12 protein-coding genes are annotated in these 14,515 nt (G+C 67.5%); 11 read left to right on the top strand and 1 reads right to left on the bottom strand.

Going from position 1 to position 14,515, the window contains the following annotated elements; translation table 11 throughout:
* Window positions 1-14 precede the first annotated feature (14 nt).
* Entirely contained in the window at window positions 15-947 is a 933-nt protein-coding gene (rbsK, locus tag HRU76_05115) for a ribokinase (protein QOJ16999.1), read from the bottom strand.
* Between the two features lie 147 nt (window positions 948-1,094).
* On the opposite strand from rbsK, the gene HRU76_05110 reads away from it, so the two are divergent.
* The 11 genes from HRU76_05110 (at window position 1,095) to HRU76_05060 (ending at window position 14,363) form a co-directional block, all read left to right on the top strand.
* Entirely contained in the window at window positions 1,095-2,387 is a 1,293-nt protein-coding gene (locus tag HRU76_05110) for a glycosyltransferase family 4 protein (GenBank protein ID QOJ16998.1), read from the top strand.
* 91 nt (window positions 2,388-2,478) lie between these two features.
* Window positions 2,479-4,008 (top strand): hypothetical protein, encoded by a 1,530-nt coding sequence (locus HRU76_05105; protein QOJ16997.1) that lies wholly within the window; start codon window positions 2,479-2,481, stop codon window positions 4,006-4,008.
* A 188-nt stretch (window positions 4,009-4,196) separates the two neighbouring features.
* Window positions 4,197-5,594, top strand: coding sequence for a Si-specific NAD(P)(+) transhydrogenase (gene sthA / locus HRU76_05100; protein ID QOJ16996.1), 1,398 nt, complete (start codon window positions 4,197-4,199; stop codon window positions 5,592-5,594).
* 126 nt (window positions 5,595-5,720) lie between these two features.
* Window positions 5,721-7,088, top strand: coding sequence for a hypothetical protein (locus tag HRU76_05095; GenBank protein QOJ16995.1), 1,368 nt, complete (start codon window positions 5,721-5,723; stop codon window positions 7,086-7,088).
* Entirely contained in the window at window positions 7,085-8,932 is a 1,848-nt protein-coding gene (locus HRU76_05090; GenBank protein ID QOJ16994.1) for a carbamoyltransferase, read from the top strand. Before HRU76_05095 ends, HRU76_05090 begins: the two co-directional genes overlap by 4 nt.
* Complete coding sequence (locus tag HRU76_05085) at window positions 8,925-9,335, top strand: hypothetical protein (protein ID QOJ16993.1); 411 nt, start codon at window positions 8,925-8,927, stop codon at window positions 9,333-9,335. Before HRU76_05090 ends, HRU76_05085 begins: the two co-directional genes overlap by 8 nt.
* Window positions 9,336-9,387: 52 nt before the next feature.
* Window positions 9,388-9,600: a hypothetical protein gene (locus HRU76_05080; GenBank protein ID QOJ16071.1), complete on the top strand. Its 213-nt coding sequence runs from the start codon at window positions 9,388-9,390 to the stop codon at window positions 9,598-9,600.
* 357 nt (window positions 9,601-9,957) lie between these two features.
* Entirely contained in the window at window positions 9,958-11,706 is a 1,749-nt protein-coding gene (locus HRU76_05075; GenBank protein QOJ16992.1) for a hypothetical protein, read from the top strand.
* Between the two features lie 112 nt (window positions 11,707-11,818).
* A complete protein-coding gene (locus HRU76_05070) occupies window positions 11,819-12,859 on the top strand; it encodes a hypothetical protein (protein ID QOJ16991.1) in 1,041 nt (346 codons plus the stop codon).
* Between the two features lie 167 nt (window positions 12,860-13,026).
* Window positions 13,027-13,647 carry a hypothetical protein gene (locus tag HRU76_05065; protein ID QOJ16990.1) on the top strand — a complete coding sequence of 207 codons (621 nt, stop codon included), beginning with the start codon at window positions 13,027-13,029 and terminating at the stop codon, window positions 13,645-13,647.
* A gap of 200 nt (window positions 13,648-13,847) precedes the next feature.
* Window positions 13,848-14,363: a hypothetical protein gene (locus HRU76_05060; GenBank protein QOJ16989.1), complete on the top strand. Its 516-nt coding sequence runs from the start codon at window positions 13,848-13,850 to the stop codon at window positions 14,361-14,363.
* The last annotated feature ends 152 nt before the right edge of the window (window positions 14,364-14,515 follow it).

The raw sequence follows: 14,515 nt of genomic DNA, 5'->3' as shown, positions 1-14,515 counted from the left end.
TCTGATTCCTCCGGTCACGCGGATGATTCCGCCAGCAGGGCCTCGACTTCGGCCCGTGTGGGCAGCGACGCCTGCGCCCCCACACGCGTCACCGACAGCGCCCCGGCCGCGTTGGCGAAGCGGATGGCGTCCTGCAGTTCCTCACCCAGCCGTTTCTCCGCCACCGCCACGGCCAGCGCGCCGCAGAAGGCGTCGCCCGCGGCGGTGGAATCGACCGCCTTCACCGCGAAGGCGTCCTGATGCAGCACGCATCCCACGCGGTTGCACGACACCACGCCCTTCGCCCCGCGCGTCACGACCACCGGCCCGCGCCCGCGCTCGCGCAGCAGGCCGGCCAGGCGCTCGGACGGGTCGCTCTCCGAACAGCCGCCAATCAGCCGCGCTTCCTGCTCGTTGACCACCAGCAGGTCCACGGTCTGCAGAAACGCCTCGGAGAGCGGCTGCGCGGGCGCAGCGTTGAGCAGCACCTGCCGCCCGCAGTGGTGCGCCAGGTCGATGGCCTGCTGCACGATGGTGAAGGGAATCTCCAGTTGCGTGACCAGGATGTCGGCGGAGGCGATGATCTCCGCTGCCGCGTCGAGATCCGCGCCGCTGACCTGGCCGTTGGCGCCGGGGGCGACGACGATGGTGTTTTCGCCCTGGGCGTCCACGGTGATGAGGGCGGCGCCGGTGGGATGATCCGTCACCTCGCGCACGTGGGTGATGTCGACGCCCTCGCGGGCCAGGGCGTCCAGCAGAGTGCGGCCATGCGCGTCGCTGCCCACGCAGCCGATCAGCGACACCGTCGCGCCCAGGCGAGCGGCGGCGACGGCCTGGTTGGCCCCCTTGCCCCCAGGGTGCGAGGCCAGCGCGGCGCCCAGCAGGGTTTCGCCGGGCTTCGGCAGGCGCGGGGCGCGAATGACCAGATCCATGTTGATCGAGCCCAGCACGGCGATTCGGGCCGTCATGCCGTCTCCTTTCCGGTGAAAACCCGTCACTCGGCTCGCCCGGCGCGGGGTGCAGGCGATGATACCCCCGGCGGCGACCCCTGCACGCCCCATCGGCATCGGCTACAGTGGCCCGCCGCGTTCACGAGGGAGGAGGCATCTCTCAGCATGTCGCTCGAAGGCCAGCGCATCGTCGTTGACACCTACAACCTGCGTCTCAAGCAGGGATCAGGCATCAAGACCTACGGGTTGACGCTGCTCAAGGCCCTGCGTCACCTGGGGGCCGAGGTGTCGCTGCTGACCGATCGGCGCATCCCGCGCGCCGACTCCGGGGCGCTGAGCGAGGTGCTCTTCTTCGACAATCCACCGGGCGAAGGGTTCATCGGGCGCAACCTGCGCTACGGCGTGCGTCTGGCCAAGTCGGTGCTGTCGCCGCTCAAGGCCCACGAGGTCTCCCGCCAGTTCGTCATTTCCGACGCCTCCTGGCGCACCATCGACCGCATCGAGCATCTCTACAACGTGGGCAACATCTACGAGGGGGCCAACAACTTCTTCAAGCAGTTCGGGCGCTGGACGACGGTGCGCCTGCCGCACAAGGCGGACATCTGGCACGCCACCACGCTGCTGCCGATCCGCGTGCGCGGGGCGCGCCTGGTCACGACGATCCACGACATCATTCCGCTCCGCCTGCCCTACACCACGCTCGACGACAAGCGGTTCTTCTTCAAGCTGACGAAGCAGGCGTTGCGAAACTCCGACCTGGTGCTGGCGGTATCGGAGTGCACCAAGCGTGACGTTATCGAGTTCTTCGGCGTGCCCGAGGAACGGGTGCAGGTCACCTATCAGGCGGTGCAGTTCAGGCCCTACGCGCAGCAGGAGACGGTTGAAAAGGCGGTGCTGTCGCGGTACGAGCTCAAGCCCGGCGAGTACATCCTGTTCGTGGGCAACATCGAGCCCAAGAAGAATCTGGCGGGATTGCTGCAGGCGTCCTTCGCGGTGTCTCATCGACTGCCGCTGGTGGTGGTGGGGCGCAAGGCGTGGTTCTGGGAGGAGCAACTCGCCCCCGCCAAGGCGCTGGGTACCGACAAACGCCGCCGCAAGCGCTGGCTGCGGCTGCTCAACTATGTGCCGCGCAGCGATCTCTCGGTGCTGTACGCCAACGCGGCGTGCCTCGTGTTCCCCTCGCTGTACGAGGGCTTCGGGCTCCCGCCGCTTGAGGCCATGGCGCACCGATGCCCGGTCATCTGCTCCAACGTCTCGTCTCTGCCCGAGGTGTGCGGCGACGCGGCGCTCTACTGCGACCCCTATGAACCGGATTCCATCCGGGCCCGGATTGACGAAGTGCTCACCAGCCCGCAGACGCGCGAGACGATGATCGCCAAGGGGCTTGAACAAGTGGCCAAGTTCGGCGTGGAGCCGTACGCGGAGCGACTGGCCAAGGCGTACCATCAGGTGTTGTAGGTGTTCGATGCTCGGTTGTCGGTGTTCGGCCGTCTGTCCCGGGCTGATGGCTGATGGCTGACGGCTGAGAGCCACCACTCCCGAGCCCGCCATGCTGCGTCCGGATGATCGTCTCTATTTCATCCATATTCCCAAGACCGCGGGCACCTCGCTCATCGCGTGGCTCGATGGATACTTCGATGTCGAGGAGATCTGTCCGGCCCAGTTGTGGGCCCAGATGGCGCGCCTGCCGATCGGGTCGCTCCACCGGTATCGCTTCTTCCGCGGCCATTTCGGGGCGGAAGGGCTCAAGCAACTGCTTCCCAGGCCGCCCGTCACCATCACCATGCTGCGCGAGCCGGTATCGCTGGCGGTGTCCACCTACCGGTTCATTCTGCGCGAGCCGGGCATTCCCGTTCACTCACTGGTCAAGCGCGAGGGACTGACGTTCGAGGAGTTCATCCGCGACCGGCGCACGCGCCACAAGGTGAGCAACCTGCAGACGTCCAACCTCTCCTTCGCCTTCCGCTGGGAACCGGCGAAGGAGCCGCTGGGCGGCGGCAAGGCGACGCGCACCGCTCTGCGTGACTGGCTGCACGCGCGGCGCGAGCGGCTCAAGCCGCGCGAGCGTCTCCGCCGCGCCCGGCGGAACCTTCGCCGTTGCCGCGCCTTCGGCCTGGTCGAGCGATTCGACGATTCGCTGCTGCTCATCGCCTACGCGATGGGGTGGCCCGCGCCCGCCCCGGTGCAGCGACTGATGGTCGCGCCCGCGACCGTGGCGCCGGAGGCCGGCGAGGCCGGGCGAAGCGGCACGCCCTCGCCCGAGGTGGTCGAGCAGGTGAAACGGCTCAATCCGCTCGATCTGGCGCTCTATCGCAGCGCCCAGCGGTTGTTCGACCAGCGCTGGCGGCGCATGGTGACGCACCTGGAGCGCTTCGCGCAGCCCGGCGACGAATCGCTCGATGAGCGCGAGCGTCTGCGTCAGCGCCTGGACCGCCACTTCATGCACTGTCAGCGCCGGCGCAACGTGACGCCGGTTGACAGCATGCGCATCGACATGGATGGTCCGCTCCTGGGCGCGGGCTGGCATCGCCGCGAGATCAATCCGTCGGACGGCTCAACCTTCCGCTGGACCGGGCCGGGGAGTCGATCGACCATCAACCTGCCCCTTCGCGCCGAAGCCGACCTGCGCGTCACGCTGCGGCTGCTGCCCGCGGCCGCCGACGCGGCGGTGAACGGTTTGCGGCTGATCGCGGGCGACACGCCGGTCGCGCTGGAGCGAATCCACCCGCGCGAACCGGCCTTCACGCTGCAAGGGGTCATTCCTCGCGGCGCGGTGTCATCCGGCTCGCCGGTCACCCGCCTGGAGATGGAAGTCGATTCTCTGACCACGATCGACGATGAGGGGGGCGAGGAGCGAGCCCGCGTCGTGGGCGTGCCGGTGGCGTGGATCGACGTGCGACCCTGCACGACCCTGCCGGCGGGATCGCTGCCGCCCGAGTCGGTGACGCCCCAGCAGACCGCCCGTCGCCGCGCGGCCCGGCGCGCGTCGAGACTGCGCGCCCTGGCGCGCGGCCTGGCGAGCATGCCGGTGATCGGCGGGCGCCTGCGTGAACTCTGGCAGCGCTTCCGAGCCCGGTGAGTTGTCGCGGCACGGTCGATCGGCGCATGACGTCCATTCAAGCAGGAAAGTGGATGGAATGATGCCGTGCGAATCCCGTCGTCTGGTTCCTCACGGGTGGGGACGCCGCGCCGCCGCCTGTCGGCGGAGGTGCGGTATCATGCGACCTTCTTCGGCGGGGTCGCGGCTGACGGACGACGGGAGCAGGTATGTCCACCTTCGACTTCGACCTCGTGTGCATCGGCAGCGGACCCGCGGGTCAGCGGGCGGCGGTGCAGGCGGCCAAACTGCGCAAGCGCGTGGCCATCGTCGAGAAGGCCCGCATCACCGGGGGCGTCTGCGTCGATACCGGCACCATCCCCAGCAAGACCTTTCGCGAGGCGGTCATCTCCTTCACCGGATACGGGCATCGATTCCACCGCTCGCGGGCCAAGAGCCACGGCGTGCGGGCCACGCTCGAGGAGCTGCTCGGAGGCGTCACCGAGGTCGTTCACCGCGAAGCCGAGGTGGTGGAGGATCAGCTCCGGCGCAACGACATCACCGTCATCCGCGGCGTGGCCTCGTTCGACGGCCCCCACGCCCTGCGCGTCGCCACTGGCAGCGTGGAGCGCGTCATTTCCGCGGAAAAGATCGTCATCGCCGTGGGCACCAACCCCGCCCCCGTCCCCACGCCGGGCCTGCCCGAGGACGTGGTGATGACCAGCGACGGGGTCATCCGCATGAAGCACCTGCCCCGCACCATGACGGTGGTGGGCGGCGGGGTGATCGGCATCGAATACGCCTCGATCTTCGCCGCCGTGGGCGTGGATGTGACGCTGATCGACCGGCGCCCGCGCCCGCTGGAGTTTCTCGATCACGAGATCGTGGATGAACTCATCCACCAGATGCGCAAGATGAACGTCACCTTCCGGCTCAACGAGGCGGTGGCGAGCATTTCAGTCACCGAGACGCCGCCCGTGCGGGGCGTGGTGACGCTGGAATCGGGCAAGCGCATCGTGTCGGACGTGGTGCTCTACGCCATCGGGCGCGTGGGCGCGACCGGGCTGCTCAACGTGGCCAAGGCGGGGCTGACCAGCGACGACCGCGGGCGGCTGAAGGTCAACGAGCACTTCCAGACCGACGTGCCGCATATCTACGCGGCGGGGGACGTGATCGGCTATCCCTCGCTGGCGGCCACCTCCAGCGAGCAGGGGCGGCTGGCGGCGTGCCACGCCTTCGGCCACAACGCCAGCGCCATGAGCGAGCACTTTCCCATCGGCATCTACGCGGTGCCCGAGATATCGATGGTGGGCGCCACGGAACAGGAACTGACGGAGCAGAAGGTGCCCTACGAAGTAGGCGTGGCCCGGTACCGCGAGATCGCCCGCGGCCAGATCGTGGGCGACGATTCGGGCATGTTCAAGATGCTCTTCCACCGCGAGACGCGGCAGTTGCTGGGCGTCCATGCCATCGGCACGGCGGCGACCGAACTGATCCACATCGGCCAGGCGGTGCTGCGGCTGGGCGGCGGGCTGGATTACTTCGTGAAGACGGTGTTCAACTACCCCACCTTCGCCGAGTGCTACAAGGTGGCGGCGCTCAACGCGCTGAACAAACTGGCGCTGTGAGAGGACGGGCGCCTTCATCAGCGCTCGACGCGGGTCGCCGCCATGTTGATGGCGCGCACGCATGGGAACCGCAGTGCACACGAACGGCCTGATTCCGGCTACCCTCTCACCCATCACGAGCCGCTCATGCGCCTGTCCCGCCTGCTGCCCATCCTGTTCACCGTTCCCGCCCTGGTGGTCGGCGTGGGGCTGATCTTTCACACGTCGTTTGATCCCACCGTTCTGGGCAAGTATTCCACGGGATACTTCATCGTTCTGCTGGCCTGGTGGCTGATGGCGACGCCGCTCGTCTATCTGTTCTGGCGGTTCCTGTTCGGCACGCAGCACGTGCGTCTGTCGGGCGGCCGGCAGGGGGCGGTCAGGCCCCTGCCCAAGATTCTCCTGGCCATCGCCCTGGTCGCCGTGGCGCACTCGGTGATCGAGTCGCGCCTCGACCGGGGGATTCGGCGCGGCACGGGCACGGGGCGCGACCGCTTCCACCCCTTCCTGCAGAACACGCCGGGGCCGGAGTCCGAGACGCTGCATACCAACTCGTGGGGGTTCCGTGGGGATGAAATCACGCGCGAGAAGCCGCCGGGAACGATTCGCATCTTCGTGCTGGGGGGCTCGACGGTCTTCTGCGGGCGCACGCCCTACGAGCAGACGCACGCCGCCCTGCTGCAGCAGATGCTGCGCGAGCGCCACCCCGATGTGATCATCGAGGTGCTCAACGCCGGGGCGGATTGGCACACATCCCAGCACTCGCTCATCAAGTTTCTCACATACGTGCAGGATTTCGACCCGGACATCCTCATCGTCTTCCACGCCATCAACGACCTGGTGCGCAGCTTCGTGCCCGACCTGTTCGGACGGGACGAATACGCGCCGGACTACCGGCACTACCTCGGCCCGACCACCAACCTGGTGCGGAGCGAGGTGCGATGGGCGCTGGTCGAGACCCGCTTCGGTCACTGGTTCTCCGACTTCCGCAAGGAGCGCGTGCGCGTGAAGCCAGCGGTCTACGAGGCCGGCGCGGGCGACCTGACCATGTTCTTCCCCAGGGCGAGGGAGATCGAGGTCAGCACGTGGGCCTCGCTCCCATCCTTCACGCGCAACATGACGGACCTGGTGCGGGCCGCGACGGACAAGGGCGTCGGCGTGGTGCTCGCCTCGCAGCCATCGCTGTACCATGAGGGGATGAACGACGCCGAGCGCGAGGTCATCTGGTTCCCGCTGGCCAACCAGCAGGGGGGCACGCGCCCGAGCATCGCCTCGATGATCGCGGGCATGCGGGCGTTCAACGACGCCAGTCGCGCGATCGCCCGCGATCACGGCGTGACGTACGTCGATCTGGAGTCGATGGTGCCGCGCACGCTCGAGTTCTTCACGGACGATGTCCACTACACGCCCACGGGGTGCGAGTGCATCGCCGGCGCCTTCGCCGAGGCGTTCAAGCAGGCCCGGCTGATCGAGCAGGTGCTTGCGGCCCGCCGCGGGGAGGACGGGACGCCGTGACCGCGATCCTGGGCATCTCGGCGTATTACCACGACTCCGCCGCCGCGCTGGTGGTGGACGGGCGCATCGTCGCCGCGGCCCAGGAGGAGCGCTTCACGCGCAAGAAGCACGACTCGGCGTTCCCCACGAACGCGGTCGAGTATTGCCTGCGCGAGGCAGGGATCAGCGCGGCGGACCTGAACTACGTGGGGTTCTATGAGAAGCCGTTCCTCAAGTTCGACCGGCTGCTGGAGACGTACCTGTCTTACGCGCCGATCGGCTTCCGGTCGTTCGTGCGGGCGATTCCGCTGTGGCTGAAGAAGAAACTGCACCTGCCGCGCGAACTGGCGAAGGAGCTGGGCGGAGCGTACACCAGGCGGTTCGTGTTCTGCGAACATCACGAGTCGCATGCCGCCAGCGCGTTTCTGCCATCGCCCTTCGAGCACGCGGCGGTGGTCACGCTTGACGGCGTGGGCGAATGGGCCACGACCACGATCGGCGAGGGGCGCGGCAACACCGTGCGTCTGCTCAAGGAGATTCGCTTTCCCCACTCGTTGGGGCTGCTCTACTCCGCCTTCACGCTCTACTGCGGCTTCCGCGTCAACTCGGGCGAGTACAAACTCATGGGGCTGGCGCCGTATGGCGAACCGACCTATGCCGACCTGATCCGAGAGCACCTGATCGACCTGAAGGAGGACGGATCGTTCCGCCTCAACCTTGAATATTTTGATTACTGCGTGGGCGAGCGGATGATCTCGCGCCGCTTCGAGCGTCTTTTCGGCGGCCCGGCGCGGCGGCCCGAGGGCGCCATGGAGCAGCGGCACATGGATCTCGCCGCGTCGATCCAGAAGGTCACCGAGGACGTGATGCTGCGCGTCGCCCGTCACGCCCACGTGCTGACGGGGGCGAAGAACCTGTGCCTCGCCGGGGGGGTGGCGCTCAACTGCGTGGGCAACGGGCGCATCCTGCGCGAGGGGCCGTTCGAGAACGTGTGGATTCAGCCCGCCGCCGGCGATGCAGGCGGCGCGCTGGGCGTGGCGATGCTCATCTGGCATCAACTGCTCGGGAACGAGCGGCGGCCGAGCGGGGTCGCGGGCGCGGATGCGCAGGGCGGCTCGCTCCTCGGTCCGCGATTCGGACACGAAGAGATCCGGGCGTTCCTGGATTCCAAGGGGGCGCGATACCACGAGTATCCCGACGACGACTCGCTCTGCGAGGCCGCAGCGGAACTGCTCGCCACGGAGAACGTCGTCGGCTGGCTGCAGGGACGGATGGAGTTCGGCCCCCGCGCCCTGGGCTCGCGCAGCATCCTGGGCGATGCACGCAGCGAGTCGATGCAGTCGGTGATGAACCTGAAGATCAAGTTCCGCGAATCGTTCCGCCCCTTCGCACCCTCGGTGCTCAAGGAGCGCGTTCACGAGTGGTTCGACATGCGCCCCGGCGAGGACAGCCCCTACATGCTGCTCGTGGCGCCCGTGCGGAACGACCGCCGGGACGGCGCCGATGGCGAGGCGAAGAAGGCCGCCGGCATCGACAAGCTGTACGTGAAGCGTTCGCAGGTGCAGGCCGTCACGCACGTGGATTACTCCGCCCGCGTGCAGACCGTCGATCCCGCGCGGCACGGGCGATACCACCGGCTCATCGAACGGTTCGAGCGCCGGACCGGCTGTCCCGTCATCATCAACACCAGTTTCAACGTGCGGGGAGAGCCGATCGTCTGCAGCCCCGAGCACGCCTGGCGCTGCTTCATGGCCACCAACATGGATGCGCTGGTGCTGGAGCGATTCGTCCTGCTCAAGAAGGAACAGCCCGACGCGAAGGAGATCGACGTGAAGAAGTACCTCGGAGAGTTCGCGCTTGATTGAGATCAATCGCAATCCATCCTGGCGCGATCTCGCCTGGTTCGGCGGGCTGCTGGCGCCCTTCGCCGGCGTGCTGGGCGGCCTGCTGTGGTGGCGCTTCGGGTGGTTCACCGCGGCGGTGGTCATCTGGTCGATCGGCGTGGGCGTGACGCTGCTGTTCTGGTGCGTGCCGCCTCTGCGAAGGCCGATCTATGTGGGCTGGGTCACGATCACGTTCCCCATCGGGTGGGTTCTCTCGCACCTGGTGCTGGGGATCATCTACTACCTCGTTCTCACGCCCACGGGGCTCATCATGCGTCTCCTGGGACGCGACCCGATGGCGCGGCGGATGGACCGCGGCGCCGCGACCTACTGGACTGACGCCCATCCGCCGCACGAGCCGAGGCGGTACTTCAGGCAGTTCTGACCGAGGCGTGTCGCGGCGCGCTGGGGTGGCGGGTTCCGCGTATCATCAAGCCATGAGCGACACTTCGCGGACACCGGGATCGAATGGCGACTTCGCCCGCGAGGCGCAGGCGGCGCGCGCCGGGGTGCTGCGCGAGTTCGTCGACTTCCTGCGCGACAACAAGAAGTGGTGGCTGGTGCCCCTGCTGGTCACGTTCCTGCTGGTGGGAGCGCTGATCGTGCTCACCAGCACCGGCGCAGGCCCGTTCCTGTACACGCTGTTTTGAGTGCCGGGTGCGTTCATCGCCGAACGTCTCATCCCTCGATGCCCTCGAACCTTTCTCCTCAGCACAGGGCCGCGAAGGTCAGCAGCACCAGGAGAGCCATCTTCCTGCGGCGTCCGGTCAGGTGAAGCACGTTGGCGAGCATGGGCGAATCTCCGGTCTTCAGTTGTCCCCACGCCGGTATCATCACAAACGCCGTGCCGAACGGGTCAGACGCGGCTGGGCCGCATGGGATGGTACCGGATGATGCATGGACACAACATACCCCGTCGCGTCAAGGCGTCATGGATCGGCCTGGCGTTGGTGCAGCTGGTCGCGTGGATGACCGCCCTCTCCTGCCCGGCTCAACAGACGAGCCCCGTGTTACCGGACGCAACGGACGTGATCCGGGCCTACACCACCGTGCGCGGGTGGCTGGACGCCTTCGATACGCCCGAACCGGCCGAGGCGGAAAGCCGCGTACCTGTCAAGGGGGCGCATGGCGTGTGCGTGATCCTGAGGCGGTCAGGACGGGTGCTGGGTGCCGGGGTGGACTGGTCCACGGACGATCTGGCGGTGCGGCGAGCCGCCGGTCGCGCCATGAGTGAGATGCTGGCGGATGAGGCGGTTCGCACCCTGCCGGCGGACCTGCTGGCGGAGGCAGGAAGGCGTGTCACGCTGGAGATGGAGTTCGCCGGTGCCCCCGTGCCGCTGGTGGGGCAGAGGTTCGAGGATCTCGCCTCGCGGGTCAGTCCGGGTCTGGACGGGCTGGCCGCCCGCCGCACGGATCAGTGGTCGGTGCGGTTTCCCGCCCAGATGCGGGCGATCAACCAGTGCAATCCGGCGCTGGTGCTGCCCAGCATCATCGTGAACCTGGACGTGCCGCTCTCGAGCGGCCAGTGGGCCGAGGCGCGCGATCGGTACGGCGTGTCGTGCTACCGCTTCTCGACGACGCACCTCACCCAGCAGGCGCCGACGGGCACACCCCTCGTCACGTACCGGGGGAGCGAACTGGTGGACCCTTCCGCGACCACGCCCGCGGGCCTGATGCGCACGCTGGAGGGCGTCGTGGATCACGTGCTGGGACGGGCGTATCAACGCATGCAGGACGGTCGGCTGGTCCACGAGCCGCTGGGCATGATGGGCACCTATCACCCCACGCGGGACGCCTATCAGCCCCTGATCGCCACGCCCATCGAGCAGGCGCTGACCAGTTACGCCCTGTCGCGGTACGTGGCGACGCCCGGCGCCAATCCCGAGCGGGCCGGTCGGGCGGCGGAGTTCGCCGACCGGCTGCTCCAGCACCTGGCGGACGTGCGGCCTGAACTGGAGCCGGACCCGCTGGCGGACGTGGGAACCTGCGCCATGATCGTGGTCGCGGGGCTGGAGTCGCAGTTGATGATTCCGCCCCGGCCGGAGTTGCAGGCGTTTCTCGACAAGGCCGCCTCGAAGGTTCGCCAGGCATTCGACGACAAGGCGGGCGGGTTCAGGCCGATCGAGGGCCTCGACCCTCCGCAGCCGCTGCCTGGTCCCACCCGTGCCCTGGTGGCGATGGCCTTCGGGCGCATGCTTTCACATGGGACGAAGGATGTCACCCCCGCCTTGCTGCGAGCGTCGATTGACGAGGCCCGCCAGGCGGTTTCGGACTGGGAGCAGGTCAACCTGATGCCTTGGCTGGGGTGGGCGGAACTGGACTACGCGGTCTCCACGGGGGATCGATCGGGTCTGGCTCATCTGGAAGGCCTGCGAAACCTGGTGTGGCAGGCGCAGGTTGATTCCAACCATCTGTCGGAGCACGATTTGCATGGCGGCATCCTGCTTGACGGCTCGGAAGGGCTGCGGGCCACCGAGCAGGGGCTGCGTCCGATGGCCTGGCTGGCCGCCCGGGCGGCGACGCCCGGGATGCTTCCGAAGCAGGAACTGACCACGGAAGTGAACAGAATCCGTGCATTTGCCCGATTCGTGATGCAGTTGGCGGTCACGCAGACCGATTCCTGGGCGTATAAGGACATGAGGCGGGCGCTGGGGGGGATCCGTCGTTCGCCGTGGGGGTCGGAGCAGGCGCCGGCGGCCCAGGCCTTCGGGATTCTGGTTCTTTCGGACCTTTTGCGTGCGTTGGAGGGGTTGTAGGGCCTTGACGAGCGGGCGGATTTTCCCGACAATCAAAAAACCTGCCTCGTTTTTGAACGGGGGGGATTCGGAACGTGTCCAGTAGAGGTGTCCCAACACCTGGAGAACGAACATGAAGCGAAAGGCGATCATCCTTGGCGCCGGATGCCTGATCCTCGCAGGGTCGGCCTACGGCCAGAGCCGGTTCGACCGGATGCAGAACGTGACTGCGACGCGGGCCAACGCCCAGGCGGCCCGGGACACGTCGTCCAAGTCGCACATGCTCAGCGTGCTGCTCTACAACGACATCACCGTGCGGTTCGATGACACGCCCGCGCGTGACGCCATCACGTTCATCCAGAACATGCTTGGCATCAACGTCATCGGTCGCTACAGCGACGATCGCGTGGGCACGGGCATCGACCCGGAAGCCCCGATCACGCTCGACGTGGCCAACAAGCCAGCGCTGACCGTGCTGGAGATGGTGCTGGAGCAGTGCGATGACGGCTTCAGCGGCGGCGTGACGTGGCAATTGCGTGACGGCTTCGTCGAAGTCGGCACCAAGGAGCGCCTCAACGCGGCCCGCGAACTGCGCATCTACAACGTGCGCGACCTGCTCCTCGAGCCCCCCATGTTCACCAATGCCCCTTCGCTCGACCTCGACTCGGCCTTTGAAGGCGGGAACGGCGGCAGTGGCGGCGGCGGCGGCGGCTTGGGCGGCGGCGGCCTGGGCGGCGGCGGGGGCATCGGCGGCGGGGGCATCGGCGGCGGCGGCTTCGGCGGCGGCGGCATGGGCGGCGGCAGCGGCTTCGGCGGAGGCAACCCCTTCGAAACCAACGATGAAGACATCGAACGCGTCGCGCCGGAAGTCCTCGCCGAGGAACTCATCGAGATCATCGTCGAGGCGGTCGAGCCCGAAGCGTGGGAGCAGAACGGCGGCTTGGCGGCCACCATCCGCTACTACCGCGGCAACTTCATCGTTCGCGCCCCTGACTACGTGCATCGCCAGCTGGGCGGCTACCCCTTCGCCGTCCGTCCCCCGGCCCGACGCACTTCGTCCGCTGTCGTGCCCGGCGGACGCTACGTCACCATGACCGGCGTGGTCGAGAACACCCGCGTCACGCACATCGACACCCTCCGCTTCGGCGGGGCGGCCGGCGGCAACGGCAACTGACCAACCGCCACGGTTCTCCAGCGATTCCGAGCAGGGAGCGGCCTCACGGGCCGCTCCCTGTGTTTTCGCCGACCCCGCCGCGCCGGAAGGAAGCCGCCACCCTCAATCGTGTCTTCACAGTGTGCCGGCGTACCATCGTTCCGGCACCTTGAGGAAAGGACCGACCCGTGAAAACACCTCTGCTCACCCTCGGCCTCGTCACAGCCCTGCTCGCCGCCGGATGCGCCTCGACCTCGCCTCCCAATCAGGGAACCACCGGCGGGCGCATGGACCCCACCAGAGACGCTTCCAGTGAGTACGGCTCCACCGACCTGCGCAGCCAGGATCTGATCACCGCCACCGACAAGATGGCGGCGGACATCGCCTCACGTCAGGACATCAACAACCCACAGAACCCCCCGACGTTCTACGTCGGACAGGTCATCAACCAGACCTCCCGACCCCATCAGAACTTCCAGATCTTCGCCAACCGCGTGCGGGCCGTGCTGCTCGCCTCCGGAACGCGACACGGGCTGGACGTGCGTCAGGACCGCACCTTCGTCGAGCGCGAGCGCTCCCGCGAGTTCGGCTCGACCGGCGGCGCCTCGGGCACGGACACCGCCGCCAACTACCGCTCGCGCAACGAATACGTGCTGACCTGCATCGTGCAGGATCTCCCCTCGCGCGGCACGAACTACTACCTGCTCGAGTACCAGCTCGTCCAGCTCGTTGACAACGCCTCCTCCGGTCCCGGCGGCGGTCCGGGCAAGATCGTCTGGAGCAACTTCTACGAGGTGAAGTTCCAGTGATCCGGGCGTGCAACCACGGATGGAGAGCAGTCTACCGATGCACACGCTTGAACGCGGATGAGCAAGTCACGGTCAGCTCGTGCATGACCTCTTCGCCGCCGTGGCCGGTCAATCTCGTTCCGAAACGGGATTCCGTGAGAGACGCCGGCGTTCTTCCATCACTTGCGTGCATTGGTGTTCATCTGTGGTTCCTGATCGCGATGATCGGGTGCGGGGCGCCGCCCCGGGCGAACACGACGTTTCTGGGCAGTGTGGACCTGATCGCCATGACGGACGCGATGGCGGGCTCGTTCGCCGTCCATCCCACGATCAGCGCCAGGCACGCCGGTTCGCCGCCCTGGGTGATCTCCATGGACCGCGTGACGAATCACACCAACCAGATCATCCCCGAGCGCGAGAAGTGGCTGTACGTCGCCCGGCTGCGGGCGGCCCTGGGCGTGTCCCGACTGGCGGACGAGCGGGCCATCACGTGGATCATGCCTCCCGAGCGCTGGGCGCTGGTGCAGGATGAACTCGGACCCGCCCCGCCGCAGCTGCGGCTGACGCCCACGCACGTGCTGGCGGCCACATTTGCCGCACTCACCAATACCTCCGGGCGCGGACGCAGCGACGCCTACCTGTGCGAGTACCAGTTGATCGACCTGGCGACCGGCTCGGTGGTCTGGAACGACGCATGGGAAGTGAAGCGGGCGCAATCGGGTGTGACGTATGACTGAGGAGAGACGATCAAGGGATCAAGGCATCGAGGGATCAGGGCACTGGGTGCGGGGCGCCGGATACGAGACATCGGGTGAGCGCCTCGTTCCACGATGACCTGAACCTGTACGCTCTCAGTTCTCAGGCCCCCGCACTCAACGTTCCGCACTCA

The organism is Phycisphaeraceae bacterium (assembly GCA_015709595.1).
In the GTDB taxonomy this organism is placed as follows: Bacteria; Planctomycetota; Phycisphaerae; order Phycisphaerales; family SM1A02; genus CAADGA01.
The sequence above is the reverse complement of the archived record's forward strand: the minus strand, read 5'-3'. Positions and strand labels throughout refer to the sequence as shown.